We start from the raw sequence: 23,695 nt of genomic DNA on the forward strand, positions 1-23,695 counted from the left end.
GGCGATGTTTGTCTCTACTGTGCGCCAGGAAGCAGGGCGGCGTCCTGGAAGGCCACCCCGATCCTGTGGTCCTGCTGAACCTGCTGCGGGTCCTGTCCCAGCACAGATATTCGGCCGGAGGTGGGGTCGTCGAGCCCTGCGAACATCCGTAGAAGTGTCGATTTCCCGCACCCCGAGGGGCCGATCAGCGCGGAGAAGGATCCGGGAGCTGCTGTGAAGCTGACATCGTCCAGCGCCTGAACGGAGCTGCCCCGCGACTGGAAGGTTCTTTCAACGTTCTCCGCACTCAGACCACTTGCACCCGGATCACCCACCGAAGGCCTCCTCGCTTGCTTCGAGGTCGAAGATCTCACTGGCGTCGACATCCACACCTGTGTTGTCGAAGAACTCCTGCTGAGACTCCACACCGGTCTGATCGATGAGCAGCAGCCCACTATCCCGCTCATCAGCTGTGGTCAGGTCGGCCCAGACCTTGGCGCCTTCGACCTGGGTCTCCTCTTCCAGACCGAGATCTGAAGCGTAGGCCTCGAAGACGAGCTCACCGGCGGCCTCCGGGTCCTCAGCTGCGGCTTGCAGGCCCCGTTCGACGGCACGAGCCATGCCCATAACGATCTCGCGGCGATCAGGATCTTCAAGCGAGTCCTCACGCACGACCAGCGCGCCGGACCATCGGTTGTAGTCATAGTCGGCCAAAGGAATCTCATTGACCTCGTGTCCTTGGTTCCTCAGGACAACGGGTTGGTTTGCGCTCACGGCACTCATGGCGTCCACCTCGCCCGAGACCAGCGCCGCCGGGTCCGCACCGGTGTCCACCATCTCAATCGCATCCCAATCGACTCCCACAGATTCGAAGAAGGGCTCATAGACGCGCTGGTCGGTCTGGGACACCCCGAAGGTTCGCCCCTCCAGGTCAGTAAGCGCCTCGATTCCGCTCTCTGCCAGAGACACAATGGCAGAAGGTGAGCTTTGGTAGGCCACTCCGACGCCGACCAGCGGCGCTTCGTTGACCACGGCGTTGGCCAGAGCCTCGGAAGAAAGAATGCCCATATCTGCGTTGCCGGAAACGATCTGCGCGTCGGCAGTGACCTCCGGGCCGCCGGGGAGGATCTCGACGTCGAGGCACTCGTCCTCGAAGTAGCCGTTCTGCTCGGCGACGATAGTGGCCATGTTCTCTACGTTGGGGTGCCAGGCGAACTGGACCGCAACGTCGGTGAGCTCTCCGCACGCGTCGCCTTCCGATGCCTGATCCTGTCCTGCGGCCGTGCTTCCGCTGTCGCAGGCGGCCAAGAGGGTGAGAGACAGGACGGAGGCGGTGCTAAGCGAGCGTGCGGCGCAGGCGTCGGCTGATGGGCGAAGATACCGCTGACGGTATGGCAAAGTCGCGTGACAGGCAGGTGTCTGGGTTGGCGCTCATGGGTGCTCCTTCAAAAGTGACCTCGGTTGTTTCAGGGTGGAGAGCTGCGTAGTGATGAATCGATTTATCACCTCGGTTCTCGGGAGAGAGTTCGGTCGATACACTTGCAAAATCGATTTTTCATCTGCGCTCCGCCCAACGTATGGAACGAATGTTTCATCCGCGCCACCCTGGTGTTACATCAAAGTGAAGCCGGGAGACTACGGTGGCTGTGCACCTACGCACTTAAGGAGGGACCGTGCCTGCTACGGGAAGACGGGCCACTATTGCGGATGTCGCTGCGGCGGCTGGAGTCTCGCGAGGCACCGTCTCACTGGCACTCAATGGCAAGGGCCGCATGGCGGACTCGACCCGGAAGAGGGTGAAGGAGGCTGCAACCGAGCTGAACTACAGACCAAGCCTGCGCGGCCGTCGACTGCGTGGCGGGGCATCGGAGTCAGTGGCACTCATGAGCGCGCTGCCTGACGCCGTGGTAGGCAGGAGTCGCATTTGAACTTCCTTCTCGCGATTTCCCTCCCGCTCTCTAAAGTGCTGCTCGAACGTGGGTACTCCACACTGCTTCTTCCCCCTGTGGCAGACCCATCCGAGGCTTTGGCGCACCTCGATGTTGATGGGGCTGTCGTCATTGACCCTTGGCGAACGACGAGCGCTGCAGAGAGCTCGAGGACCGTGGGGTCCAGTTGGTCACGATCGGACGTGCGGAGGGCGTCGCAGCAAGAGGGGTGGTGGATCGCGCCCATGGGGGTGCGGACACTTCTCTTAAGCATCTGCTCGAGCAGGGCGCTCGACGCGTCCTCGTCCTGCAGACCGTGGAGCGATACACGGTTGCAGGCGCTGCCGAGCGCTACCTCCAGCAGAACCCGCACGCGGGGCACATGGAGACGCAGGTTCTCCACATCCCAGTTGCGGACGGGGTCAGCGGAGGTTACAGGGCAACGCGCGAAGCCCTCCAGTCGCCGTCTCCGCCAGATGCCATCTACGCTCCGATCGATGCTTTCGCGCTGGGTGCCGTTGACGCGGTGCGGCAGGCAGGCCTCCAGATTCCCACCGATGTCATGATCTGCACCAATTTCGACGGCCCTCGGGCGACTACATCCGAGCCCCCGCTGACCGCCCTGGATCTGCATCTTCCTGAAATGGCGGAGACCGCAGGACAGCTCCTGCTCGACTGCCTCGACAACCCCGGCGGCCAGCCTCGCGTGGTGCAGGCTCCTGAGCCCACTCTGAGACCTCGCGAATCCACTGCCCGCCGCACCGAAAGGGTCCTCCCATGATCTACGCCCCGTCCACCGTCGCCGTCGTGGGTTCCATCAATCAGGACGTGACGCTGAGCGTCGCGGAGTTTCCTGCGGCAGGTCAGACACTGCTGGCTCGAAACTCAGTCCGAACCATTGGGGGCAAAGGCGCCAACCAAGCCTTGGCCGCTGCCATGGTAAGCGCGAAGGTAGAGATGATCGGCTGCGTGGGCCAGGACTCGGGCGGCGATGAGGCGCTCACGCTCTTCGCTGCTCACGGGGTCAATTCGGCAGGCGTAGTCCGAACCCCCGCGGCACCGACTGGCTCTGCGTACATCTGCGTCCGTGGCGACGGAGAGAACTTCATCGTCGTTGATCCGGGCGCAAACGCCCTGGTCACAGTGGACCGCTTCACAGTGGAAGGCTTCGCAGCCTACAGCTGGGTGCTGCTGAATTTGGAAATCCCCTGGTGACGGCACACCGGGTGGCAGAGCTCGCCCGCCAAGCGGGGTGTCGGGTAGCGCTGAATGCATCCCCTCTTTCCGGGAGCATCCCTGACCTGGATTACGTTGACCTCGTCATGGTCAACGAGGGAGAGGCAGGGCAGCTCCTCGGCAAGGCTTGGCATGAGGAGCCGAACCTGGCCACGGCCCTCGGGGTGGACGCCGTCGTCATGACGCGGGGCTCGCACGGTGCCATCCTGGATACCGCAGAGGGAGAGCGTGTCACTTGCGCCGCTCCTTCCGTCTCGGCACGCGACACGACCGGCTGCGGCGATGCGTTCAGCGGTGTTCTGCTGACGGGACTCTGCGCAGGGACAGAGAATCTCGCGGCAAGCCTGAGGAAGGCGACCCACTGGGCGGCATACGTCGCCGAGTTTGACGGTGCCGCAGCGAGCTACCAGGCCGCGTTCGACCGGGCTCGCAAGGAGCAGCTCCCCGGCATTCAAACTAAGGAACTCGAGCGCGTGCATAACGCCACCCGGTGAGGTGGTCCGCGCACGCTCTGCAACCCCGCAGGTGCCGGGTCCACCACGGCGACATTACTAAGCGACCATGCAGCAGACCATCCCGACAGACGAAAGAAAAGCCCCGATCCCTGGTGAGATCGAGGCTTTTCGCTTCGGTGCGCCCATAGGGATTCGAACCCCAGACCTTCGGTTCCGTAGACCGACGCTCTATCCAGCTGAGCTATAGGCGCATGTTCCTGAGCTGTACATCGTACTGCCCTGTGGACCTCTAAGACTATACCGCCATAGGTCCCGGGCAACAAATCCCCGCACTGACTGTGAGCCTGCACATTGAAGCCCCTTGTCATGCGGCTGTCACACACGCCGGTTACAGTTGGAGCAGCTGTTCATCACTCAGGAGCCTGAGCGGACAGCGGGTCAATACGGACAAGGACGTCCGCGCACCGGTTCGCCGGGCCCGCTCGCCGCACAGCCCTCAGCGCAGACAGCCACCCCAATTGAAGACAGCAACCTGTAACCCAATGGAGGGAAAACAGTGACCACCGTTGCAACGGCGCCCGGTTCAGCACATCCAGGGATATTTCCAAGAACGCCCCCACAGACCATCAAGGCCTTCTGGCCTTCGTGCAGCAGATCGCTGACCTCACCACCCCGCAGCCATCCACTGGGTGGACGGCTCCGAGAAGGAATACCAGACCCTCACCGACGAGCTCGTCGACGCGGGAACCCTCACTCGGCTGACCAGCCCCGAGTTCCCCAACTCCTTCGCGGCCTTCTCAGACCCGGCCGACGTCGCACGCGTCGAATCCCGGACCTTCATCTGCTCCGAGAACGAGCGGGACGCCGGGTTCACCAACAACTGGGTGGACCCCGAGGAGATGCGCGAAACCCTCAGCGGCGTCTTCGAAGGCGCCATGAAGGGGCGCACCATGTACGTCATCCCCTTCGTCATGGGCCACCTCGACGCAGAGGACCCCAAATTCGGCGTCGAGATCACCGACTCCGGCTACGTCGTCACCAGCATGCGGATCATGGCCCGCATCGGCACCGACGTCCTGCGCCGCATGGAGCAGCTCGACGCGTTCTTCGTCCCAGCCGTCCACTCTGTCGGCTCACCCCTCGACGAGGGCCAAGAGGACGTGCCGTGGCCGTGCAACGAAGAGAAGTACATCGTCCACTTCCCCGAAACCCGTGAGATCTGGTCCTACGGGTCCGGCTACGGCGGCAACGCCCTGCTGGGCAAGAAGTGCTACGCCCTGCGCATCGCCTCCGCCATGGCCCGGGACGAAGGCTGGCTCGCCGAACACATGGTCATCCTCAAGCTGACCAGCCCCAAGGCAAGAGCTACCACCTCTCTGCGGCCTTCCCCTCCGCCTGCGGCAAGACCAACCTCGCTCTCATCGACCCCTCCCTCGAGGGGTGGAAGGCCGAAACCCTCGGGGACGACATCACTTGGATCAAACCGGGGAAGAACGGCGAGTTCCGAGCCATCAACCCTGAGTAAGCTACTTCGGCGTCGCCCCCGGCACCGGCTGGCACACCAACGCCAACGCCATGCGGGCCATCGCCAAGGGCAACACCGTCTTCACCAACTGCGCCCTCACCGACGACGGCGGCGTGTGGTGGGAGGGGATGACCGAAGAGCCCCCGCCCACCTCATCGACTGGCAGGGCAACGACTGGACCCCCGACGCGGACCGTCCGGCAGCTCACCCCAATGCGCGGTTCTGCACGCCCATCGACCAGACCGACATGCTCGCCGACGAGTACTTCGACCCCGAGGGCGTGAAGCTCGACGCGATCCTCTTCGGCGGACGCCGCAAGACCACCGTTCCCCTGGTCACCGAGGCGCGCGACTGGAACCAAGGCATCTTCTTCGGTGCCACCCTCAGCTCCGAGACCACTGCGGCGCAGGAGGGCGCAGTCGGCAACGTGCGGCGTGACCCGATGGCCATGCTTCCGTTCATCGGATACGACGCCGGGGACTACCTCAAGCACTGGGTCGAGGTTTCCAGCGAGGCCGAGGCAGACAAGCTCCCCAAGATCTTCCTGGTGAACTGGTTCCGACGCGGACGGGACGGCAAGATCGCCTGGCCCGGGTTCTCCGAGAACACCCGGGTGCTGAAGTGGATCATCGAGCGCCTCGAGGGCACCGCCGAGGCCCAGGAGACCGTCCTGGGCCACAACCCCACCATGGACGCCATCGACACCGACGGCCTCGACATCAGCGAGGCCGAGCTCGAAGACTCCATCACGGTGCGGCCTGAGGAGTGGAAGGAGGAGGTCACCGGCATCGAAGAATGGTTCGACGAGTTCGGCGACTCCTTCCCTCATCCATCACCGCCGAGCTTGACGAGCTCAAGCGCCGAGTGGGCTGAACGGCCCTCAGCCGCAGCGGCCGCTCTCTCCTCAGCGGGAGGGCGGCCGCTGCCGTGCTCAGCCCTGCTCACACCGCAGGGCGGTGAAAATCCAAAAGATCGGCGTTGCGGTGATCAAGCTCCGCCCACATGCCGCGGAAGCCGAACACGGCCAGTCCGCCGGAGGCCAATTCTCAGCCATGCTGATCACAGCCTCTTCGACTGAATTCACGCTTGCCAGCTCCATGCTGACATCCTGGACGCCCGGCATATGGGCAATCAGAAGCAGCGTGTCCACGGTCTCAGGAGTCTCATTGAGGATCGAGCAGAGAGTGCGGGACGAGCCGAGGTACAGACGCGGATCCACATAGGAGTGGAGCCCTTCTCCCCCATCACGGAACCGATCCAGATCGCCGTCTGCCGAGTGCGCATCGCGTCAGAGACCAGCACAGCATCAGGCCAATAGCTATGCTCGAGCAGGAGGCGGCCGACCTGACGCGCCTCCTCCTCACCGCGGGCGGTCAGATCACGCGAATGGTCCCCGCCGGAGAGGCTCATGCCAGCCTCGGCGTGGCGAAGGACGAGGAGCTTCTTCATCGAGTCAGCCCCGATCAGATGCTGTACTCAGGGGCCGCCCACACGGTCACCTCAGGGTGTTCGTAGAACCTGTAGCCCTGGCCGCGAACAGTGCGCACCGTGTTGGCCAGGCGCCCCAGCTTGGACCGCAGCCGCCTGATGTGGACGTCGATGGTGCGCTCGTTGGGCATCTGCTCGTCATCGATGCTGCGCCACAGCGCCTTCAGCAGCTCCTCGCGGCCCACCGTGCGGACCGAGTTGTCCACCAGGTAGTTCAGCAGTTCGAACTCCTTATAGGTGAGATTCAGCGCCTGCCCGTCCAGCCGGACTTCTCGGCGAGCGAGATCGATGAGGACACCGTTGCTGGAGGCGGGCTGGGATGCCGCGGTCTGAGGCGACGATGGGGCGTCCGCCTACCGGTGGGCGACGGTGGGGTCGCCCAACGCCTGCCGGACCACCTCCAAGTCGGAGCCCTCGGCTGCCGCCGAGGCCATGGCCATAGCGATGTGAACCTGCGACTCAGGGGCGATGTGCTCCACATAGTCCCTGAGCTCAGTGGCGATCTTGTGCAGCGAGGTTCCCTCCGCAGCAGCGGTGTCCTCATCGAGCCCCACATAGATCACGAAACCGCGGGCCACCACATCAGGATGCGCCGCGGAGCTCCTCTCCCGGCGCAAGCTACGACGGGCACAGGGGCGGTGCGGGGCGGATGCACGCCGTTCTTGGCGCCCGCTCCCCGCTGCCGTCACGGCGGCGCCGCGCAGCCTCAGCCCGTCGCGCCGCATTTCGAACCGACACATGGACATAGCCTGGGTTCGAGTTCGGCGATGCAGGCATGGAATCTCAAGCTTTCTGGCGGTGACGACCGGAAATGTGCGATCCCAAGCATCCATGTAATAAATCTCGAATGCAAGTAACATAAGCGCGGAGGTTCCACATAGTGAGACGTCTAGACGGTCTCGACGGACTTCTCCCGCGATTCAGCGGCTATTCGGCGAGGCCGTACAGCCGATCTCCAGCATCTCCCAAGCCTGGAACGATATAGGCCTTCTCGTTGAGCTTCTCGTCGATCGCCGCGGTGTACAGCCGAACGTCGAGCTCCCCGGCCTCCCGCTGAAGCCGCTCGATGCCCTCCGGAGCGGCCAGCAGCGTGATGGCCGTGATGCTCGCCGCCCCGGCCTCCTTCAGGTAGTGGAAAGCGGCCGCCAGGGTCCCGCCGGTGGCCAGCATCGGATCCAGCACGAACACCTGCTTACCGGTCAGGTCGTGCGGAAGACGCTCGGCGTAGGTCACGATGTCGAGCGTCTGCTCGTCCCGAGCCATGCCCAGAAAGCCGACCTCTGCGGTGGGGATCATGGCGGCCATGCCGTCGAGCATGCCGAGCCCGGCACGCAGGATCGGCACCACCAGAGGCTTGGGCCCGGCCAGCCTGGTGCCCGTCATACGGGTCACCGGCGTCTCGATCTCCACCCCTGGGTCGGCAGCGATTCGCTCGCCTCGTAGGCCAGGAGCATCACAAGCTCCTTGGTGAGGTCGCGGAACTGGTGCGACGGCGTCTCCGTACGACGGAGCTGGGTGAGCTTATGGGCGATGAGCGGATGCTCCACAACATGGACCTGCATAGGGCAAAACTACCGCACCCGCCGCGTAGCCTGACCCTATGATTCTGCGCAGCGCGGATGTCCAGCACCGCCTCATGGGCCGATGCCTCGAGCTGGCAGGGCAGGCGACCCCCTCAGGGGACGTTCCCGTAGGCGCCCTGGTCACGGACCCGGACGGTGAGGTGCTGGGTGAGGATACAACACCCGCGAGCGCGACCGGGACCCTCTCGGGCACGCAGAGATGAACGCGCTGGCGGCCGCGGCTCGCACCCTGGGCAGCTGGCGCCTCGACGGATGCGGCCTCGTCGTGACGCTCGAACCGTGCCCGATGTGCGCGGGCGCCATCAGCCAGACACGCATCGCGGCCGTGGTCTTCGGCGCCTGGGATGAGAAGTAGGCGCGGCCGGAAGCGTCTTCGACGTGCTGCGGGAGCCGCGGCTGAACCACTTCACCGAGACCATCCCCTCGGTGCGGGCCGAGGAGTCTGCGGAGCTTCTGCGCGCCTTCTTCGAGACGTTCCGCCGCTAAACTTGCGCCCCATGCCAGCCTCATCGTTCCCGATGCCCGGAGTCAGGCCCTCGACCACGCGCGCTCCCTCTTCGACACCGTGCCTGACTTTCCGCAGCAGGGCGTCAGCTTCCAGGACATCACTCCGGTCCTGGCGGACCCGACGGGGCTGCGGACCATCGCCGAAGGACTGCTTGCGCCGTTTGCGGGCCGCTTCACACATATTGCTAGGCATCGAATCCCGCGGGTTTCTGCTGGCAGGCGTCATGGCGGGCCTCTGCGCAGAACGCGGCCGCCCGGCCGGAGTTCTGACCGTGCGCAAGGAGGGCAAGCTCCCGTCACCTGCGGCTCGGGTCGAATACAGCCTGGAGTACGGCACCGCCGCCATTGAGGCCCCGGACGTGCTCACCCCTGAGGACAGGGTGCTCATCGTCGACGATGTGCTCGCCACCGGAGGCACCATCGCCGCCTGCCGCCAGCTGATCGCCGAGCTGGGGGCACAGAGCATCGGCGTCGGAGTGGTGATGCAGGTCGATGCCCTCAGGGGCCATGAGATCGCTAAACGACGTGCACACACTTTTTCACTGCTGACGCTGGCGCGAAACGTCGCGAGCGACCTCGCTTTGAGCCGAAGCCGCCCAAGCGCCTATAGTGGACAGGCACTGCCTCCGGGCAGTGGTGAGGTGCGGTGTCCGAGCGGCCGAAGGTGCGACACTCGAAATGTCGTGTAGGCAATCCCTACCGTGGGTTCAAATCCCACCCGCACCGCTCTTCCAGCTGCGGCCCCGAACCCCTCCTCGGGTCGGGGCCGCAGCTGTATCCTCCAATGGGTGAGAGGAGCGCATGGGCATCACAGCGGTTGCCGTCGGCAAGAAGCATGAGGACTGGGTCCGGCCGGGCATTCAGCGCTACGCCCAGCGCATGCGCAGGCACCACGAGATCGCGTGGAAGCTTCTCCCCATTCCCAGCGCGAAGGCGACGCCGCCCGCGAGGAGGAGTCCGACCGCATCCTCAAAGCCCTCAAGCCTCAGGACTTTGTGGTGCTCCTCGACGAGCGCGGCAGCAGCCTCACGTCGCCCCAGCTCGCTGCCGCGCTGCAGAAGCAGTTCGACACCGGAAAGAACGTCGTCATGATCATCGGCGGCGCGTACGGGGTCAGTGCGGAGCTCCAGAAGCGCGCCGACCTCGTATGGTCGCTCTCCGGACTCGTCTTCCCGCACCAGCTGGTCCGACTCATCATCGCCGAGCAGATCTATCGTGCGCAGGAGATCTCGGCAGGAAGGCCGTACCACCATGAATAGCGCCCCGAGCAGTCCGCAGCCCCGTGGTGGGCATACTGGGCGCGGGCCGAGCAGGCACCGCGTTCGCCCGAACCCTCCTGCGCGCAGGCATCGAGGTCGACATCTGCTCGACGAGGTCCCCCAAGGCCCTCCGGCACCACCTGAAGATCTACGCGCCGGGTGCGCACCCGGTGGAGCAGGACGTGATCGCCCAGCGCACCCGTCACAGCGGGCCAGGAATCGTGGTGCTCGCTGTGCCGCAGGAGGAGCTGGACGAGGTGGACCCGGACGTAGCGGCTTAAGCACGGTCCTGATCGACGCGACGAACACCTGGCACGACGAGGTCCTGCCCGGCTGGCTCCAGGCCGCCGTCGATGAGCAGATGCCCACCAGTCAGGGCATTGCGGGCCGGTTCCGCCGCAGCAGCGTGGTCAAGGCGCTCAATCACATCTCCCACCACGAGCTGGAGGATGCAGCCGACCCCGACCTTCCGATGTCTCAGCGCCGGGCAGCTGCCCTGGCCGCCGACAGCGACGAGGCTCGAGCGCGCGCCATGGCGCTGCTGGTCCGCATGGGGCTGGACCCGGTATCGATCGGCCCCCTCGCCGCAAGCAGCCTCATGGAGCCCGACGGTCCGCTCTTCAACCGGCCCCTGCGCCGCCCGGACATCCTGCGGCACATGCCGTGACCGGCAGCAGGTCAGAGGCGGCTTCTAAGGTGGAGGCCATGACAGCGCTGGACCAGTTCTCCGAGGCCACAAGAACGTGGTTCGGCGCCGCATTCGGCTCCCCGACCTCAGCCCAGGAGGGCGCCTGGCGCTCAGTCGCCGCCACCGCAGCGCCCTGGTCGTCGCGCCCACCGGATCGGGAAAGACGCTCTCAGCGTTCCTGTGGAGCATCGACCGGCTCATGCGAGCCTCCACGGCACCTGCGGACGAGGCCGGGGACGGCTCACCACGGCCCGCCCCGTCGAAGGGCTCACCTCCCACCGGGGCACCCGAGTCCTCTACATTTCGCCGCTGAAGGCGCTGGGCGTCGACATCGAGCGGAACCTGCGCTCCCCCTGGTGGGCATCCGGCATACGGCCGAGCGCCTGGGCAGCCCATCGCGGACCATCAGCGTCGGTGTGCGCACCGGAGACACCACGTCGAAGCAGCGCCGCGACCTGCTCCGCCAGCCTCCGGAGATCCTCATCACCACTCCCGAGTCCCTGTACCTGATGCTGACATCCCGTGCCCGCGAAACGCTCACGGGAGTCGATACGGTCATCATCGACGAGGTCCACGCTCTGGTAGGCACCAAGCGCGGGGCCCACCTCGCCGTCTCTCTCGAGAGGCTCGATGAGCTGCGCCGTCAGCAGGAGGAGGGGCCGAACTCGCCTGCTCAGCGGATCGGGCTCTCGGCCACAGTGGAGCCGAAGGACGAGGTGGCACGGTTCTTGGGCGGTTCGCAGGCCGTAGACATCGTCGCCCCGCCGCATGGACAAGCAGTGGGACATCACCGTCTCAGTGCCCGTGCCGGATATGTCCGCCCCGGAGGTCGTCTCAGGGGGCGGCGAGGACGGCGGGCAGCCCATGCAGCCGTCCATCTGGCCCCACGTGGAGCACCGCGTGGTGGACCTCATCGCTCAGAACCGGTCCACCATCGTGTTCGTGAACTCTCGACGCCTGGCAGAGAAGCTCACCGGCCGCCTCAACGAGATCTGGCGCGAAAGGGCGGAGCACAGCGACGCCGAGTCAGAGGAGAGCTCCGAGGGCGACCAGGAGCCCGCGGCTCTCGCCAAGGCCCACCACGGCTCCGTCTCGAAGGACCAGCGGGCCATCATCGAAGATGATCTCAAGGGCGGACGGCTCCGCTGCGTGGTGGCCACCAGCTCGCTCGAGCTCGGCATCGACATGGGGGCCGTGGACCTGGTCATTCAGGTCGAGGCCCCCATGCGGTCTCCGCTTACCTGCAGCGCCTCGGCCGGGCCGGGCACCAGGTCGGCGAAGTCTCCGTGGGATGGTTCTTCCCCAAGCATCGCGGGGACCTCATCAGCACAGCCGTCATCGTCGACCGCATGCTCTCCGGACGCATCGAGGCGCTGCGGATCCCGCGCAGCCCCTGGACATCCTGGCCCAGCAGACCGTGGCCGCCGCAGCGATGGACACCCTCGACGTTGAGGCCTGGTTCCAGCTGCTCCGGCGCAGCGCTCCCTTCACCGCCCTGCCACGCTCCGCCTACGAAGCCACTCTGGATCTCCTCGCTTACCGGTACCCCTCCGACCGGTTCGCCGAGCTTCGGCCGCGGCTGGTGTGGGACCGCGACGCCGGAACCCTCACCGGGCGCCCCGGAGCTCAGCGGCTTGCCGTCACCTCCGGAGGAACGATCCCGGACCGCGGCCTCTTCGGCGTCTACCTGGTCGGCCAGGAAGACTCCCGCACCGGCGGGCGGCGCGTCGGGGAGCTCGACGAGGAGATGGTCTACGAGTCCCGGGTCGGGGATGTCTTCGCTCTGGGCGCCACCAGCTGGCGGATCGAGGAGATTACCTTCGACCGCGTGATGGTCTCCCCGCGTTCGGGCAGCCCGCCAACCTGCCGTTTTGGCACGGCGACGGCCTCGGTAAGCCCGCTGAGCTCGGAGAGGCGATGGGCGAGTTCGTGCGCCGCGTCCGCAGCGGCGACGCGGCGCTTGCTCCGCAGCTTGAACACCTCGGGCTGGACCAGTGGGCGCGCGAGAACCTCCTCCGCTACATCGAAGACCAGCACGCCGCAGCAGGCGAGGTCCCCAGCGACACCACACTGGTCATCGAGCGCACCACCGACGAGCTCGGTGACTGGCGGATCATTCTGCACTCCCCTACGGGATGCAGGTCCATGCCCCGTGGGCCCTCGCTGTAGGGGCACGGCTGACGGAGCGCTACGGGCTCGACGGGGCTGCGTTCGCCGCCGACGACGGGATCGTGCTGCGGGTCCCCATGATGGACGAGGACCCTCCAGGGGCCGAGCTGTTCACCTTCGAGCCCGACGAGCTCGAAGAGGCCGTCATCTCACACGTCTCGAACTCAGCCCTCTTCGCCGCACGATTCCGGGAAACCTCATCCCGTGCGCTGCTGCTGCCCAGGCAGAACCCCACCCAGCGCACGCCCCTCTGGCAGCAGCGGCAGCGAGCATCCCAGCTCCTGGAGGTCGCAGCTAACTACTCAGACTTCCCGCTGATCGTGGAGACCATGCGCGAGGTGCTGCAGGACGTCTACGACCTGCCCGCCCTGAAAGACCTCACGCAGCGGCTCGAGCAGCGTCGAATCCGCCTCGTCGAGACCACCACCTCCCAGCCGTCGCCCTTCGCGCAGAGCCTGCTGTTCGGCTACATCGCCCAGTACCTCTACGAGGGCGACTCCCTTTGGCTGAGCGCCGGGCCGCCGCGCTCAGCGTCGACCCCGGCTGCTCAACGAGCTCCTCGGCCGTGTGGAGCTGCGGGAGTTCCTCGATGCCGCCATCATCGAAGAGTCCCAGAACTACGCCCAGCGGCTGAGTCCCTCCCGCAGGCTGCGAGGCGACGCCGAAGGCGTTGCAGACCTCCTTCGGCTGCTCGGCCCCTCAGCGCCGAGCAGCTGGCGCGCAGACTCCGGAATCCCGAACAGGACGATGAGGAGGTCCACGCAGCGCAGGAGCACGTCCGCACCTGGGCGCACGAGCTCATCTCTGCCCAGCGGGCCTTCCCGGTCAGCTGGCACGGCGAAGAGCGCTTCGCCGCCGCGGAGGACGCCGCGCGCCTGCGGGACGGCCTCGGCCTGCCGCTGCCCCAAGGCATCCAGCAGGTCTTCCTGGAGCCGGTCGATGATCCGCTCGGCGACCTCGTATCCCGCTACGCGCGCAGCCACGGCCCCTTCACACCTGACGCCGCGGCGGCCGCGCTCGGCCTCCGCTCGCCGCGGTGCAGCAGACCCTCGACCGTCTCGCCGAGCACGGGCGGATCGTGGAAGGCCTGTTCACCCCTGACCGCACCACTCCGGTCGACCGCGAATACTGCGAAACCGACATGCTGGGCCGCATCAGGCGCCGCTCCTGGCCGCCCTGCGATCTGCGGTGGAACCAGTGCCCACCGCCGCGTACGCCCACTTTCTGACGGAATGGCAGTCCGTCGCGCCCGGATCCCGGCAGGAGGGGACGGCCGGTGCTCTCGCACTGGCCGACGTGCTCTCGCAGCTGGTAGGCTATCCCGCCCCCGCGAGCGCCTGGGAGAGCTTCATCCTGCCGGCGCGGGTCCGCGACTACACGCCGTCAATGCTGGACGAGCTGCTCAGCGCAGGCGAGGCGGTGGTCACCGGGCATGGTGAGCTCGCCGGGCACGACGGCTGGATCAGCATCACGCCGACCGCCGACGCCGACGCGTTGGAGCAGCGCAGCCGTGGAGAGCAGCTCGCTGAGGTGCACCAGCAGGTGATGGAGGTTCTGGAGCGTGGGGTGCATGGTTCGCCGAGGCGATCGCTGGCGCCGCGGAGCTCTCGGTCACGGCCACCCAGAACGCGCTCTGGGAGCTGTTCTGGACCGGCCGTGCAGCACCCGACAGCTTCGCTCCCATCAGGACGAGGCTCAGCGGCGGCAGCACCGCTCACAAGCGGAAGCCCTCCGCCTCCCGGACTCGCCACACGTCCCGCCGCATGGCCCTGAGGCGCGCTGCGGACGCGCAGCAGGCGCGCACGGGCACCACCGGCGGCACGCCCTCCGGAGGGCGGTGGTCCCTCATCTCCCAGCCTCAGGCCGACGACCCCGCCGCAGTCGCCTCCTCGGCGCATGCTCGAGCCGAAATCCTTCTGGACCGGTACGGCGTCCTCACCAGAGGCTCCGTCGCCTCGGAGGACGTGCCCGGCGGCTTCGCCGGCGTGTACAAAGTGCTCGCGGCAGCAGAGGCCGCAGGGCAGGTGCGTCGCGGCTACTTCATCGAGCAGCTCGGCGCGGCCCAGTTCACCTCCTCGGCCACCGTGGACCGGCTGCGTGACATCGGCGAAGGCATGGAGGACGGAAAGATCGGCGCCGCAATCGCCCTGGCAGCCGCCGATCCGGCCAACCCGTACGGAGCAGCCCTGGAGTGGCCCGCCCTGCCGGACATCAAGGCCCGCCCCGGGCGCAAGGCAGGCGCCGTCGTCGTCATGCACCGGGGGACCTGGCCCTCTACATGGAGCGCGGCGGCAAGACGATGCTGCTCTACGTGGACCCAGATGAGGCCAAACCGGTCGCCGAGGCGCTCGTCGCAGCACTGCGGCGCGCGAAGAGCCCACGCCTGGCAGTGGAGAAGGTCAACGGCGAGCCGGTGCTCACTCACCCGCTCGCCGCAGTGCTGCGAGAAGCTTCGACAGCAGCCCCAGCGGCCTGCGGCTCTGAGGACCCCGCCTGGACGCGGAGCATTCCACCAAGCGATACACTTGGACCGTGATTTTCTGCCTGCCGTTCCTGATGTTCCAGGGCCGCGCCCAAGAGGCCATCGACCTGTATCTCGAGACCTTCCCCGACGCTGAGCTCTTGGAAGTCGTGCACCACCCCGAGGGCACAGAGGTTCAGCCGCTGACCAGGACGGGCGAGCAGCCGAACGTTCAGGACACCGCCGCCATGGAGACCGTCGTGGACAGGCTCCCGACCCTCGTGGCCACCTCGCAGCTGAGAATCGGCAGCCAGGTCCTGATGCTGCAGGATTCGCTGATCGAGCAGGCATTCGACTTCACCCCCTCCATGTCCCTCTCGGTGGTCGTGGACAGCGACGAAGACTTCGACCGCATCGTCCACAACCTCTCCGCCGAGGGCGAGTACCTGATGGAGCCCGGGGACTACGACTTCGCCAAGAACTACGCATGGGTCAAGGACACCTTCGGCGTCACATGGCAGGTCGTTCTGCCCTCGAACGCCGGAGCGCCCGCACCGGGCTCCGTCGAGGATGCCTCGCCGCTCCAGGCCCCCGCCTGGGAGTGAGCCAGCCCAACCTGCGCCGCTCACCGCTGCCGGTGCGCAACGGGGTCAACGCCACTCGGCTGCGAATTCCGCTCTCAGGTCCCTGGCCCACCGTGCACGCCTACGTGCTGGAGAAGTTCGGACACCTCGACGCGGCCGGGATCACGGCACGGTTCGATGCGGGCGAAGTCGTCGACGCAGAAGGCACCCTGCTCACGAGCACCGCACCCCTGGGTTCGGCTGAGTTCATCTGGTACTACCGCTCCCTGCCTGCTGAGGATCCGCTGCCGGTGACCGAGAGCATCATCCACGAGGACGACGATCTGCTCGTCGTCGACAAGCCCCACTTTCTGCCCACCACTCCGGCCTTACCGGTACGTGCAGGAATCGCTGCTGGTGCGTCTGCGCAGCCGCCTGGGCTATGACGACCTCATCCCCATCCACCGCCTGGACCGCGGCACCGCGGGCGTCGTCCTGCTCTCGAAGCGTCCCGAGACCCGCGGCGCCTACCAGCTGATGTTCGAGCGGCGCACGATCCGCAAAACCTATGAATGCGTGTCCGCGATGCCCGCGGCCCCGGAGAGCGCAGCCCCTTCGCCCGCTTCCCCGTCACGATGCGCAGCCGGATCGAGAAGACCAAGGGCGTGGTGATCAGCGAGCGCGTCCCCTACCCTCGGAGCTCTCGGGCCGCAGCCTCGAAGGGCGGACCGGACGCCGGCGGCGCAGGGATCAGACCCAAGGCGCGAATTCCTCCAGCCGCGTGGAGCTGCTCACCGCGGGACGAAGCCCGCAGGGCAGAGACGTGGGCATTTCCGACTCACCCCGCATACCGGCAAGACGCACCAGCTGCGCCTGCACATGGCGATGCTGGGCCTGGGCATCATCAACGACAGGTTCTACCCGGACCTCTGGGACGACGCCCCGACGACTTCGGCGCGCCCCTGCAGCTGCTGGCCCGCACGATCGGCTTCGACGACCCGCTCACCGGCTCACCACGACGCTTCACGTCCAGTCGTAGACTCTCTGAGCAGCCAGCACAGTCGCACGAAACGCACACCTGAGGGGTTCCGGATGGAAATGTTCGAGGAGCTCCTCGCAGAGTGGGGCTTCTGGTTCCTCCCCTGCAGGCCCTCGCCGTCGCTCTGACGGCACCTGTCCCGCCCTTCCCTCAGAGCCGGTGGTGATCGCCTCAGGCGCCTACGCAGCCGACGGACGCCTGAGCTTCTGGGCGGTGCTGGGGTTCACCACCGCGGGCTGCCTGTTGGGGACCTGATGCTGCACCTGATGGTGCGATTCCAGGGGCTCCGGCTGATCTACCGCTGGCGGTGGGGGCGCAGGCTGCACCGCGGCATCCTGCGCGCATCGATCCGCGCTGGCACGGCGTCCACGGTGGTGGGCCTGCTGCTGCTCCGCTGGGTGCCGGGCGGGCGCTCGGCGTCCATGCTGACGTCGGCGATGATCCGTCTCTCCTGGCCGCGGATGATCCCCTGCTCGTACTGGGTGCGTTGATCTGGTCGTTATGGCTGGTAGGGCTTGGTTACATTACGGGAACAACTACGGGCTCCCCGTGGGCCAGCACTCTCTTCGGCATCGGAGTGGGTACCCTTGTTGGGTCCTCATCGCACTGGCCTGGACCAGACGGCGTCGGGGCGGCACCCAGGTTGAGATGGAAGCATCTTCAGCCGACTGACATATCTGTGTCGTATTCCATGCTGAATTGAGCGCCCAGGGAGGCTTCACCGTGACCGAGACGTCGTCGGAGGACTCTGCGCCCCGTGCGGGAGCCGCTGAGGAGCCTCAGGGGACGGACACACCATGCGGCACTATGCCTTCAGCCCTGCTGAGGGAGTGCGAAAGGCCGAGGCCCCCACGATCACGTTCAGGCCTCAGCAGACGCAGACTCCGAGGACGTCGTCCTAGCGGCCGACCCGCCGCATGGAGCCCACACCGACCCGCAGCGACGACGCGAAGCCTGACTTCTTCGACGGCATCGACCAGCGCCTGAAGACCTGGTGGAAGGGGCGCAGCGCACGACGGAGGAGAAGCGCCGTCAGCGCGAAGAGGCGCACGCGGCGCAGGCTGCCCCTGAGACTGTCCAGGGCCCTGCCCCTCGGCGCCTACTGACACGCAGGCCTTCCTGGGAGCAGCACGATGACGCCACTCAGGTCATCCCGGCCTACCGCCCCACCGAGCATGAGGGGAGCAGCACGATGCCCCGATGCGGAGCCCGTCGACTCACGCGGCGCAGGACCAGCGCAGGCGCGCCCGGGCGAGGCGAACGTGCCCACGACGCTGCCGCCCGCACCCGGCGAGTTCACCACCAGGCCTTCGCCGCCGCCGCGTGTGCGCCGAGCCCTGACGAACAGCGTCAGCGCACGGTCATCGCCCAGAAGGCCGCAGCGATCGAGGCCGCCACGAGTTCGTACCAACAGCCGGCGCGGTACGAGTTCGCCGACGATGAGGAAGATCTCTACACCTACATTCCGCCCTACAACCTTCCTTCCAGGGATCCTGACCCCGAGCCGGAGCGATGGGACCTCTACCGGCGCATCGCTGTCAGCCTCGGCGCCCTCTCGGCCATCTTCTCCACCCTGTGGATGTTCGGGGTGTTCACTCCCGCAAGCAGCGGCATCCTCGGCGGTCAGCTGAGGCAGACCTGGCTCGACGGCGACTTCGCCCTTCTCTCCCCGGAGCGGTCCTGGTACTGGATCTGGCCGGTGATCACAGTGGGGCTCATCGCCCACGCGATCTTCCAGTGGCAGGCGTCCCAAGAGTCGACGCCGCGTCAGCGGCACTCCGGGTGGCTCGTTGCTTACGCGGGAGTCCTCATGGTCCCCTCACGCTGTCGATCCACTATCAGTGGCTGACGATCGCGGCCCTGCTGTCGCTGGCCATCGTGCCGCCTCTGCTGGAATCGGTGCGCCAGTTCAATCAGCACACTTCCCGCTCACTGTCTGAGCGGCGACTCACCGATGACGCAGTGGGCGCCTTCTTCGGATTCGCCCTGGTGCAGGCGGCTTCGGCGGTGTCGGTGCGGCTGACCTCCTGGGGCTGGGACATCCCCGGAGTCTCCCCAGCCTGTGGGCGATCATCGGCCTCTTCATCTGCGTCTGGACAGCAGCCTTCTACTCCATGACGGAGCGCGGCCGCATCACCATCGCCCTCGCGCTCTCCTGGGGCATGATGTGGCTGGTCTTCCCCGTGTCCTCGGCGAGGCAACGAGCGCGTGGGTGGCCGTAGGCGCCGCCATCAGCGCATTCATCGTCATCCTGGCCACGCAGTCGCGCAGGCACCGGATCAACCATGCGGAGCGCCGCGCAGCCATGGGCTTACCCTGGAAGACATCATCTGATGAGCCTGAGCCGTCTTCGGCCCAGGCTCTGAAAGAATGAGCTCATGAGTGTGCGGACCCCGACCCGAATCCCGGATGGCTCTCCGAGGACGACCTTGACTTCGCCCGGCAGCGCCTGCCCATCGTCTATGTCGAGGCGGTGCCGGTCCGGCTGGACTCTCTCGGCTACGTCACCGAGGTGGGCCTTCTACACGGCCGACGACGAGGGCCAGTTCCACCGGTCGGTGGTCTCGGGCCGCGTGATGTACCGCGAGACGGTCCGTGCCGCCCTGCTGCGCCACATCGAGAAGGACCTGGGCTCGCTGGCTCTGCCGCAGATCCCTCCGTCCCCACCCCGTTCAGCGTCGGCGAGTACTTCCCGTATCCGAGCGAAACAGGCATGGTGGACAATCGTCAGCACGCCGTCTCACTGGCCTACGTGGTACCGGTCAACGGAGAGTGCTCCCGCGCCAGGACGCCCTTGAAGTGTCCTGGCTGACGCCGGAGCAGGTGCTCGACACGGAGACGCAGATGGAGTTCGTGGGGGCCGGGAGAAGCTGGTCGCGCAGGCTCTGGCGCACCTGGGCTGCACGGGCTGAACGAGCGCGAAGGGAACGAACTATGACGACACCCGCCCCGAACGCCCTGCGGGCTTACTGCTGCCGATCGTCCCGCCGGGCATCAGCGAGCAGACCGGTCCTGAGGCTCTCCTGACCGCGTGGCTGCTGGCCTGGCTGGCCCCCACCCTCCTCATGGGAACACTGCTGCTGGGAGCAGGCCTGCTGCCTCAGTGGCTGGACCTCGACTGGAACATGGAGTTCATCGCGCCCCTGATCCCCTACATCGGGGCAGCAGCTGCAGTGGTCGGCATCCCCGGCACGCTCCTGGTCGGATGGCTGCTGCGCCACGAGCTGAACCCTCTGGTCCACGTGCTGGGCTGGGTGGTCGTCGGCCTGCTCTATGGGCCCGTCATCCTCGCGGTTGGCTGCAGGCGGCCTGGTGCCGATGCTGATTCCCATCATCGGCTTCCCGCAGGTGTCCTGATGGGCATCAGCCGCTGGCTTGCCCAAACCATGGCATACGTCACAGTGCCTGATGATGCGAGCGACTCTCTTTAGACGAAAGTGGACTAGTTCGTCTCACATCGTCGCGAAAGAATAATGAAGTGCGGTGCAGTAACGGAGTGCCGTGCACTTCAGGTGGAGCAGACCTCGATGGGCTCCGGTGCAACGGCCCGGCTGAGACCTCTGATTCAACCTGCGGCCCGGGCGGCACCTCTATGCCGCCCGGGCCCATACTTTTATCAGGCCGACTTCAGCCCAGTGATGCTGATCTTCCAGTTGCCGTTGTTGTCGACGCCGTAGCGCGCCGATCCTCCGAACGCCGCGACCCTGTCCCGAACGCCGATCAGCCCCGCGCCGCTGCTGGACCAATGCTGCGTCTGCGCTCCCGAGACCAGCGAATTCGTGACTGTCAGGCAGACCTCCTCCCCACTTCAAGCTCCAGCCGCACTGTGGTGCCCGGGGCGCGTACTTGGCGGCGTTGGTCGCACACTCCTGGAGGATGCGGTAGAGCGCGGCATTGACCGACCTTGAGAGGCCGTCGAGGCTGCCTGTGATGTCGCTGTCCACGGTCAGACCCAGGTGCTCAAGCCTTTCGGTGAACTGAAGGAGACCCCGCCGCACGTCGAGCTCGGAGGCCGAAGAGATGAGCTCTCCGTCGGCTTCGGTCATGGCTTGGCTGTCTTCGGGATTGAGGACGGTCAGCACTCGGCGCATATCGTTCAGCGCGGTCCGCGAAGCGTTCCCTATGACCTTCACTGCCCCTTCGTAGGCCTCTCGGGTGCCCTTCAGCTGGGCTGCGCGTGCTTGCATAGCGATGATCGTAATGTCGTGTGCGACGACGTCGTGGAGGTCTCTCGCGATGGATTTCCGCTCGTAGGCGACCGATTCGCGGTGGCGCCTCTCCAGCTCCTCCAGGTCCCGCTGCGACTGCAGGCTCGCATCTGTGGAGCGCCTGAAGGCTCCTCCGACCCCGTAGGAGGTCAGCAGAGCGATCGCCACGGAGCTTACCACCAGCAGCCCCAGCAGCTGCTCGTCGAAGGTCATCCCCAGCGCGACCGACCATGCCATCATGACCGCCAGTGTGCCCCGGCGGAAGCGCTTGGTGGAGGTCTGGGCCGTCAGCCCGGTGATCAGCAGCGCCAGGAGCACCCCCATCACCAGCCCCTCGACGAAGAGGGAAAGAATGAGGACGACCAGCGCCGCCGGAGCCGCGTAGGTCACGCAGATCCCCAGCAGGAGTACGCAAGCGATGGAGAGAACGCCGACCAGGGCGAGATCCACCGGGAACTCATCGTCACCCATCGCAAAGAGGTCAATGATGATGTCCGCGCCCAGCGCGATCCCAGCCAGGAGGGTCACGACCAGCAGCAGCCACTTGTCGAGCTCTCTGCAGGACCAGAAGGTGCCGGACTCGAACTCCTCCAGGACGCTAGTACGGGAGCTGGTGCTGCCGTTCTGCGGGGACATACGTTTCAGCCTAGCTCCTCACATTTTGTACCACCTGTACAGGTGCTGGACATATCGCAGGGCTGTCGCGCGTTCGGTTTCGTCCAGTATTGGCCCATAGGATGGTTCCATGACCGTATCCGATGATGCCAATGACACCCAGGAGGAGTCCGCCTCTGTGAGTGTCCTCATCGCCGATGATCATCCGGTCATGTCCACCGCACTGCGCACCTACGTGGACTCATCGCCGGGAATGAGGTGCATCGGGGAGGCCAACAACGGCGAGGCGGCGGTCTCTCGGGCTCTGGAGCTCAGGCCGGATGTGGTCGTGATGGACCTTCATATGCCGGGCATCGGCGGCATCGAAGCCACCCGCAGAATTCGGGACGAGGATCCTGCCATATCGGTGCTCGCCGTCACCACGTTCTCGACCGAGCGCTACGTGATTCCGGCTCTGCGCGCGGGTGCCATGGCTACATCGTGAAGGACGCCGAGCCGGAGGAGATTCTCTCCGCCATCCGCCAGGTGCACGAGGGAATCGCCCGCTTCTCTCCCTCTGTGGCGCAGCAGCTGATGGTCTCTGTGGAGAACTCGCTTACCGAGGTGGAGACTGCCCTCGCCCGTTTCCGCGTTCCCCGCACCTGCCGGAGCGGGAGCTGGAAGGGCTTCAGCTGCTGGCCAAGGGCTCGTCGAACGCTGAGATCGCCACGCAGATGTCGGTCTCGGAGGCGACGGTGAAGGTCTACATGGGACGGCTGATGAACCGCCTCGAAGTGCGGGACCGGGTCCAGCTCCTCATCCGCAGCGCCCAGCTCGGCCTGGTGGACCCTCGACTGGACTGAGCCGCGCGATTGTCCCTAAGGACAGGTCCGGTTCAGCGGCGGTAGAACGGGAGTTCGACGACCTCGACGTCCTGAGGCTTGCCGCGGACATCGACCTGAAGCGCCGTTCCCGGCTCTTTGAAGGCGACGTCGACGTAGCCCAGGACGATCGCGTGGCCCAGAGTGGGGCTCGGGGCACCGGAGGTGACCTCACCGATGACATTCCCCGCCTCGTCCAGCACTGTGGAACCGGCACGCGCAGCACGCTTGCCCGCACCCTTCAGCCCTACGAGCCTCCTGCCCGAGGTCTTGCCGAGCCCGGCCTCACGCGCTTTCTCCAAAGCGTCGCGGCCCACGAACGCCTGAGACTTGGAGTAGGAGACCACCGGCAGGCCCGCCTCCTGCGGCAGACGCTCCTCGGAAAGCTCCTGCCCATACAGCGGCATTCCCGCCTCCAGTCGGAGCGAGTCGCGGCAGGAGAGTCCGCAGGGGACGAGGCCGAACTCCGAGCCGCGCTCCAGAAGAGCTCGCCATAGGGCGCCTGCCTTGTCATAGGGCAGGTACAGTTCGAAACCGTCCTCCCGGTGTACCCGGTGCGCGCCAGCAGCACCTGCTCCCCACCGATGGTGACCGTGGTGTGGGCGTAGTACTTCAGCCCCTCCACCAGGTACGTCTCATCCAGCCGCACCGCGGAGGACACGATCTCCTCCGCCTTGGGCCCCTGAACAGCGATCAGGCTGATCCCTCGGTCTCATCCCAGATCTCCACATCGAACCCACTGGCCCGCGCCTCCAGCTCAGCCACAACCCGCTCGCGGTTGGAGGCGTTGGGAATCAGCAGGTACTCAGAGTCCTCGATCCGGTAGACGATCAGGTCGTCGATCACCCCGCCCTCGGCGGTGACCATCAGCGTGTACTTCGCTCGACCCGGCTGAACCTTGGCCAGGTCCGAGACCAGCGCCGCGTTCAGGAATTCCGGGGCGTCCGGTCCGATTGCCCGCACCTCCCCATATGGGAGAGGTCGAAGAGCCCGGCGGCCTCACGGACCGCCCGATGCTCAGACAGCTCAGAGGAGTACTTCAGGGGCATCTGCCACCCGCCGAACTCGGTGAACGAGGCGCCGAGCGCCTCATGCTCGGCAGCCAGCGGACTCTGCTTCAGCTCAGCCATCG

The 23,695-nt window shown here is 66.3% G+C and carries 18 protein-coding genes, 2 tRNA genes and 11 pseudogenes; 23 read left to right on the plus strand and 8 right to left on the minus strand.

Annotation, left to right across the window (positions count from 1 at the left end; translation table 11 throughout):
• Positions 1-14: 14 nt before the first annotated feature.
• Positions 15-314 (minus strand): ATP-binding cassette domain-containing protein, encoded by a 300-nt coding sequence (locus K0H76_RS15645; RefSeq protein WP_258933575.1) that lies wholly within the window; start codon positions 312-314, stop codon positions 15-17.
• Positions 307-1,167, minus strand: coding sequence for an ABC transporter substrate-binding protein (locus K0H76_RS15650; protein ID WP_258933576.1), 861 nt, complete (start codon positions 1,165-1,167; stop codon positions 307-309). Before K0H76_RS15650 ends, K0H76_RS15645 begins: the two co-directional genes overlap by 8 nt.
• Positions 1,168-1,652: 485 nt before the next feature.
• On the opposite strand from K0H76_RS15650, the pseudogene K0H76_RS15655 reads away from it, so the two are divergent.
• The 4 genes and pseudogenes from K0H76_RS15655 to K0H76_RS15670 all read left to right on the plus strand — a co-directional run.
• Positions 1,653-1,778: pseudogene (locus tag K0H76_RS15655) on the plus strand (LacI family DNA-binding transcriptional regulator); the annotation flags it as partial.
• Positions 1,779-2,094: 316 nt separating this feature from the next.
• Positions 2,095-2,688 (plus strand): substrate-binding domain-containing protein, encoded by a 594-nt coding sequence (locus K0H76_RS15660; protein WP_258933577.1) that lies wholly within the window; start codon positions 2,095-2,097, stop codon positions 2,686-2,688.
• Entirely contained in the window at positions 2,685-3,122 is a 438-nt protein-coding gene (locus K0H76_RS15665) for a PfkB family carbohydrate kinase (protein WP_258933578.1), read from the plus strand. The genes K0H76_RS15660 and K0H76_RS15665 overlap by 4 nt, the downstream gene beginning before the upstream one ends.
• A gap of 11 nt (positions 3,123-3,133) precedes the next feature.
• Positions 3,134-3,637, plus strand: coding sequence for a PfkB family carbohydrate kinase (locus tag K0H76_RS15670; protein ID WP_258933579.1), 504 nt, complete (start codon positions 3,134-3,136; stop codon positions 3,635-3,637).
• Between the two features lie 138 nt (positions 3,638-3,775).
• Here K0H76_RS15670 and K0H76_RS15675 read toward each other — a convergent pair.
• Positions 3,776-3,849: transfer RNA gene (locus K0H76_RS15675), tRNA-Arg, on the minus strand.
• Positions 3,850-4,198: 349 nt separating this feature from the next.
• Here K0H76_RS15675 and K0H76_RS15680 point away from each other — a divergent pair.
• Positions 4,199-5,996, plus strand: a pseudogene (locus tag K0H76_RS15680) (phosphoenolpyruvate carboxykinase (GTP)).
• Between the two features lie 258 nt (positions 5,997-6,254).
• Here the strand turns inward: K0H76_RS15680 and K0H76_RS15685 are convergent.
• The 3 genes and pseudogenes from K0H76_RS15685 to upp all read right to left on the minus strand — a co-directional run bounded on the left by K0H76_RS15685 (position 6,255) and on the right by upp (position 8,173).
• Positions 6,255-6,572 carry a histidine phosphatase family protein gene (locus tag K0H76_RS15685; RefSeq protein WP_258933580.1) on the minus strand — a complete coding sequence of 106 codons (318 nt, stop codon included), beginning with the start codon at positions 6,570-6,572 and terminating at the stop codon, positions 6,255-6,257.
• A 14-nt stretch (positions 6,573-6,586) separates the two neighbouring features.
• Positions 6,587-7,388: pseudogene (locus tag K0H76_RS15690) on the minus strand (winged helix-turn-helix domain-containing protein).
• Between the two features lie 150 nt (positions 7,389-7,538).
• A pseudogene (gene upp, locus K0H76_RS15695) lies at positions 7,539-8,173 on the minus strand (uracil phosphoribosyltransferase).
• Between the two features lie 74 nt (positions 8,174-8,247).
• Between upp and K0H76_RS15700 the strand changes: the two are divergent.
• From K0H76_RS15700 to K0H76_RS15770, 15 genes and pseudogenes are all read left to right on the plus strand, one after another.
• Positions 8,248-8,680: pseudogene (locus tag K0H76_RS15700) on the plus strand (nucleoside deaminase).
• A gap of 22 nt (positions 8,681-8,702) precedes the next feature.
• Positions 8,703-9,207 (plus strand): annotated as a pseudogene (locus K0H76_RS15705) (adenine phosphoribosyltransferase); the annotation flags it as partial.
• 134 nt (positions 9,208-9,341) lie between these two features.
• Positions 9,342-9,427: transfer RNA gene (locus K0H76_RS15710), tRNA-Ser, on the plus strand.
• Positions 9,428-9,502: 75 nt separating this feature from the next.
• Positions 9,503-9,960: pseudogene (gene rlmH, locus K0H76_RS15715) on the plus strand (23S rRNA (pseudouridine(1915)-N(3))-methyltransferase RlmH).
• Between the two features lie 23 nt (positions 9,961-9,983).
• The gene (locus K0H76_RS15720) at positions 9,984-10,241 is read left to right on the plus strand and encodes an NAD(P)-binding domain-containing protein (protein ID WP_258933581.1); all 258 of its coding nucleotides are present in this window, start codon (positions 9,984-9,986) and stop codon (positions 10,239-10,241) included.
• Between the two features lie 80 nt (positions 10,242-10,321).
• Positions 10,322-10,627 carry a hypothetical protein gene (locus tag K0H76_RS15725; RefSeq protein WP_258933582.1) on the plus strand — a complete coding sequence of 102 codons (306 nt, stop codon included), beginning with the start codon at positions 10,322-10,324 and terminating at the stop codon, positions 10,625-10,627.
• Positions 10,628-10,665: 38 nt separating this feature from the next.
• A pseudogene (locus tag K0H76_RS15730) lies at positions 10,666-15,301 on the plus strand (ATP-dependent helicase).
• Positions 15,302-15,349: 48 nt separating this feature from the next.
• On the plus strand, positions 15,350-15,883 hold the full coding sequence (locus K0H76_RS15735; RefSeq protein ID WP_258933583.1) for a VOC family protein: 534 nt from the start codon (positions 15,350-15,352) through the stop codon (positions 15,881-15,883).
• 11 nt (positions 15,884-15,894) lie between these two features.
• Positions 15,895-16,923 (plus strand): annotated as a pseudogene (locus K0H76_RS15740) (pseudouridine synthase).
• Between the two features lie 211 nt (positions 16,924-17,134).
• Positions 17,135-17,371 carry a hypothetical protein gene (locus K0H76_RS15745; RefSeq protein WP_258933584.1) on the plus strand — a complete coding sequence of 79 codons (237 nt, stop codon included), beginning with the start codon at positions 17,135-17,137 and terminating at the stop codon, positions 17,369-17,371.
• 503 nt (positions 17,372-17,874) lie between these two features.
• Positions 17,875-18,729 carry a hypothetical protein gene (locus tag K0H76_RS15750; protein ID WP_258933585.1) on the plus strand — a complete coding sequence of 285 codons (855 nt, stop codon included), beginning with the start codon at positions 17,875-17,877 and terminating at the stop codon, positions 18,727-18,729.
• A 50-nt stretch (positions 18,730-18,779) separates the two neighbouring features.
• Entirely contained in the window at positions 18,780-18,998 is a 219-nt protein-coding gene (locus K0H76_RS15755; protein WP_258933586.1) for a hypothetical protein, read from the plus strand.
• A gap of 94 nt (positions 18,999-19,092) precedes the next feature.
• Positions 19,093-19,254, plus strand: a complete 162-nt coding sequence (locus tag K0H76_RS15760) for a hypothetical protein (RefSeq protein WP_258933587.1) — start codon at positions 19,093-19,095, stop codon at positions 19,252-19,254.
• Between the two features lie 18 nt (positions 19,255-19,272).
• Positions 19,273-19,792 (plus strand): annotated as a pseudogene (locus K0H76_RS15765) (NUDIX hydrolase family protein); the annotation flags it as partial.
• A 153-nt stretch (positions 19,793-19,945) separates the two neighbouring features.
• Positions 19,946-20,311: a hypothetical protein gene (locus K0H76_RS15770; RefSeq protein ID WP_258933588.1), complete on the plus strand. Its 366-nt coding sequence runs from the start codon at positions 19,946-19,948 to the stop codon at positions 20,309-20,311.
• 159 nt (positions 20,312-20,470) lie between these two features.
• On the opposite strand, the gene K0H76_RS15775 is transcribed toward K0H76_RS15770, so the two are convergent.
• Positions 20,471-21,724: a histidine kinase gene (locus K0H76_RS15775; RefSeq protein ID WP_258933589.1), complete on the minus strand. Its 1,254-nt coding sequence runs from the start codon at positions 21,722-21,724 to the stop codon at positions 20,471-20,473.
• Positions 21,725-21,833: 109 nt separating this feature from the next.
• On the opposite strand from K0H76_RS15775, the gene K0H76_RS15780 reads away from it, so the two are divergent.
• From K0H76_RS15780 to K0H76_RS15790, 3 genes are read left to right on the plus strand one after another with little or no spacing between them, the layout of a single operon-like run.
• Positions 21,834-22,187 (plus strand): response regulator transcription factor, encoded by a 354-nt coding sequence (locus K0H76_RS15780; RefSeq protein WP_258933590.1) that lies wholly within the window; start codon positions 21,834-21,836, stop codon positions 22,185-22,187.
• Entirely contained in the window at positions 22,184-22,441 is a 258-nt protein-coding gene (locus tag K0H76_RS15785) for a hypothetical protein (protein WP_258935506.1), read from the plus strand. Before K0H76_RS15780 ends, K0H76_RS15785 begins: the two co-directional genes overlap by 4 nt.
• Positions 22,405-22,545, plus strand: coding sequence for a LuxR C-terminal-related transcriptional regulator (locus K0H76_RS15790; RefSeq protein ID WP_258935445.1), 141 nt, complete (start codon positions 22,405-22,407; stop codon positions 22,543-22,545). The genes K0H76_RS15785 and K0H76_RS15790 overlap by 37 nt, the downstream gene beginning before the upstream one ends.
• 32 nt (positions 22,546-22,577) lie before the next feature.
• Here K0H76_RS15790 and gcvT read toward each other — a convergent pair.
• Positions 22,578-23,693 (minus strand): annotated as a pseudogene (gene gcvT, locus K0H76_RS15795) (glycine cleavage system aminomethyltransferase GcvT).
• Between the last annotated feature and the right edge of the window lie 2 nt (positions 23,694-23,695).

The organism is Nesterenkonia pannonica, from assembly GCF_019575955.1.
GTDB lineage: Bacteria > Actinomycetota > Actinomycetes > Actinomycetales > Micrococcaceae > Nesterenkonia > Nesterenkonia pannonica.

Coding starts and splice junctions, on each gene's coding strand:
- K0H76_RS15770 (WP_258933588.1), top strand. CDS start 19,946: ATGGGAACACTGCTGCTGGGAGCAGGCCTGCTGCCTCAGTGGCTGGAC.
- K0H76_RS15775 (WP_258933589.1), bottom strand. CDS start 21,724: ATGTCCCCGCAGAACGGCAGCACCAGCTCCCGTACTAGCGTCCTGGAG.
- K0H76_RS15685 (WP_258933580.1), bottom strand. CDS start 6,572: ATGAAGAAGCTCCTCGTCCTTCGCCACGCCGAGGCTGGCATGAGCCTC.
- K0H76_RS15780 (WP_258933590.1), top strand. CDS start 21,834: ATGACCGTATCCGATGATGCCAATGACACCCAGGAGGAGTCCGCCTCT.
- K0H76_RS15745 (WP_258933584.1), top strand. CDS start 17,135: ATGCTGCACCTGATGGTGCGATTCCAGGGGCTCCGGCTGATCTACCGC.
- K0H76_RS15650 (WP_258933576.1), bottom strand. CDS start 1,167: ATGGCCACTATCGTCGCCGAGCAGAACGGCTACTTCGAGGACGAGTGC.
- K0H76_RS15665 (WP_258933578.1), top strand. CDS start 2,685: ATGATCTACGCCCCGTCCACCGTCGCCGTCGTGGGTTCCATCAATCAG.
- K0H76_RS15725 (WP_258933582.1), top strand. CDS start 10,322: ATGCCCACCAGTCAGGGCATTGCGGGCCGGTTCCGCCGCAGCAGCGTG.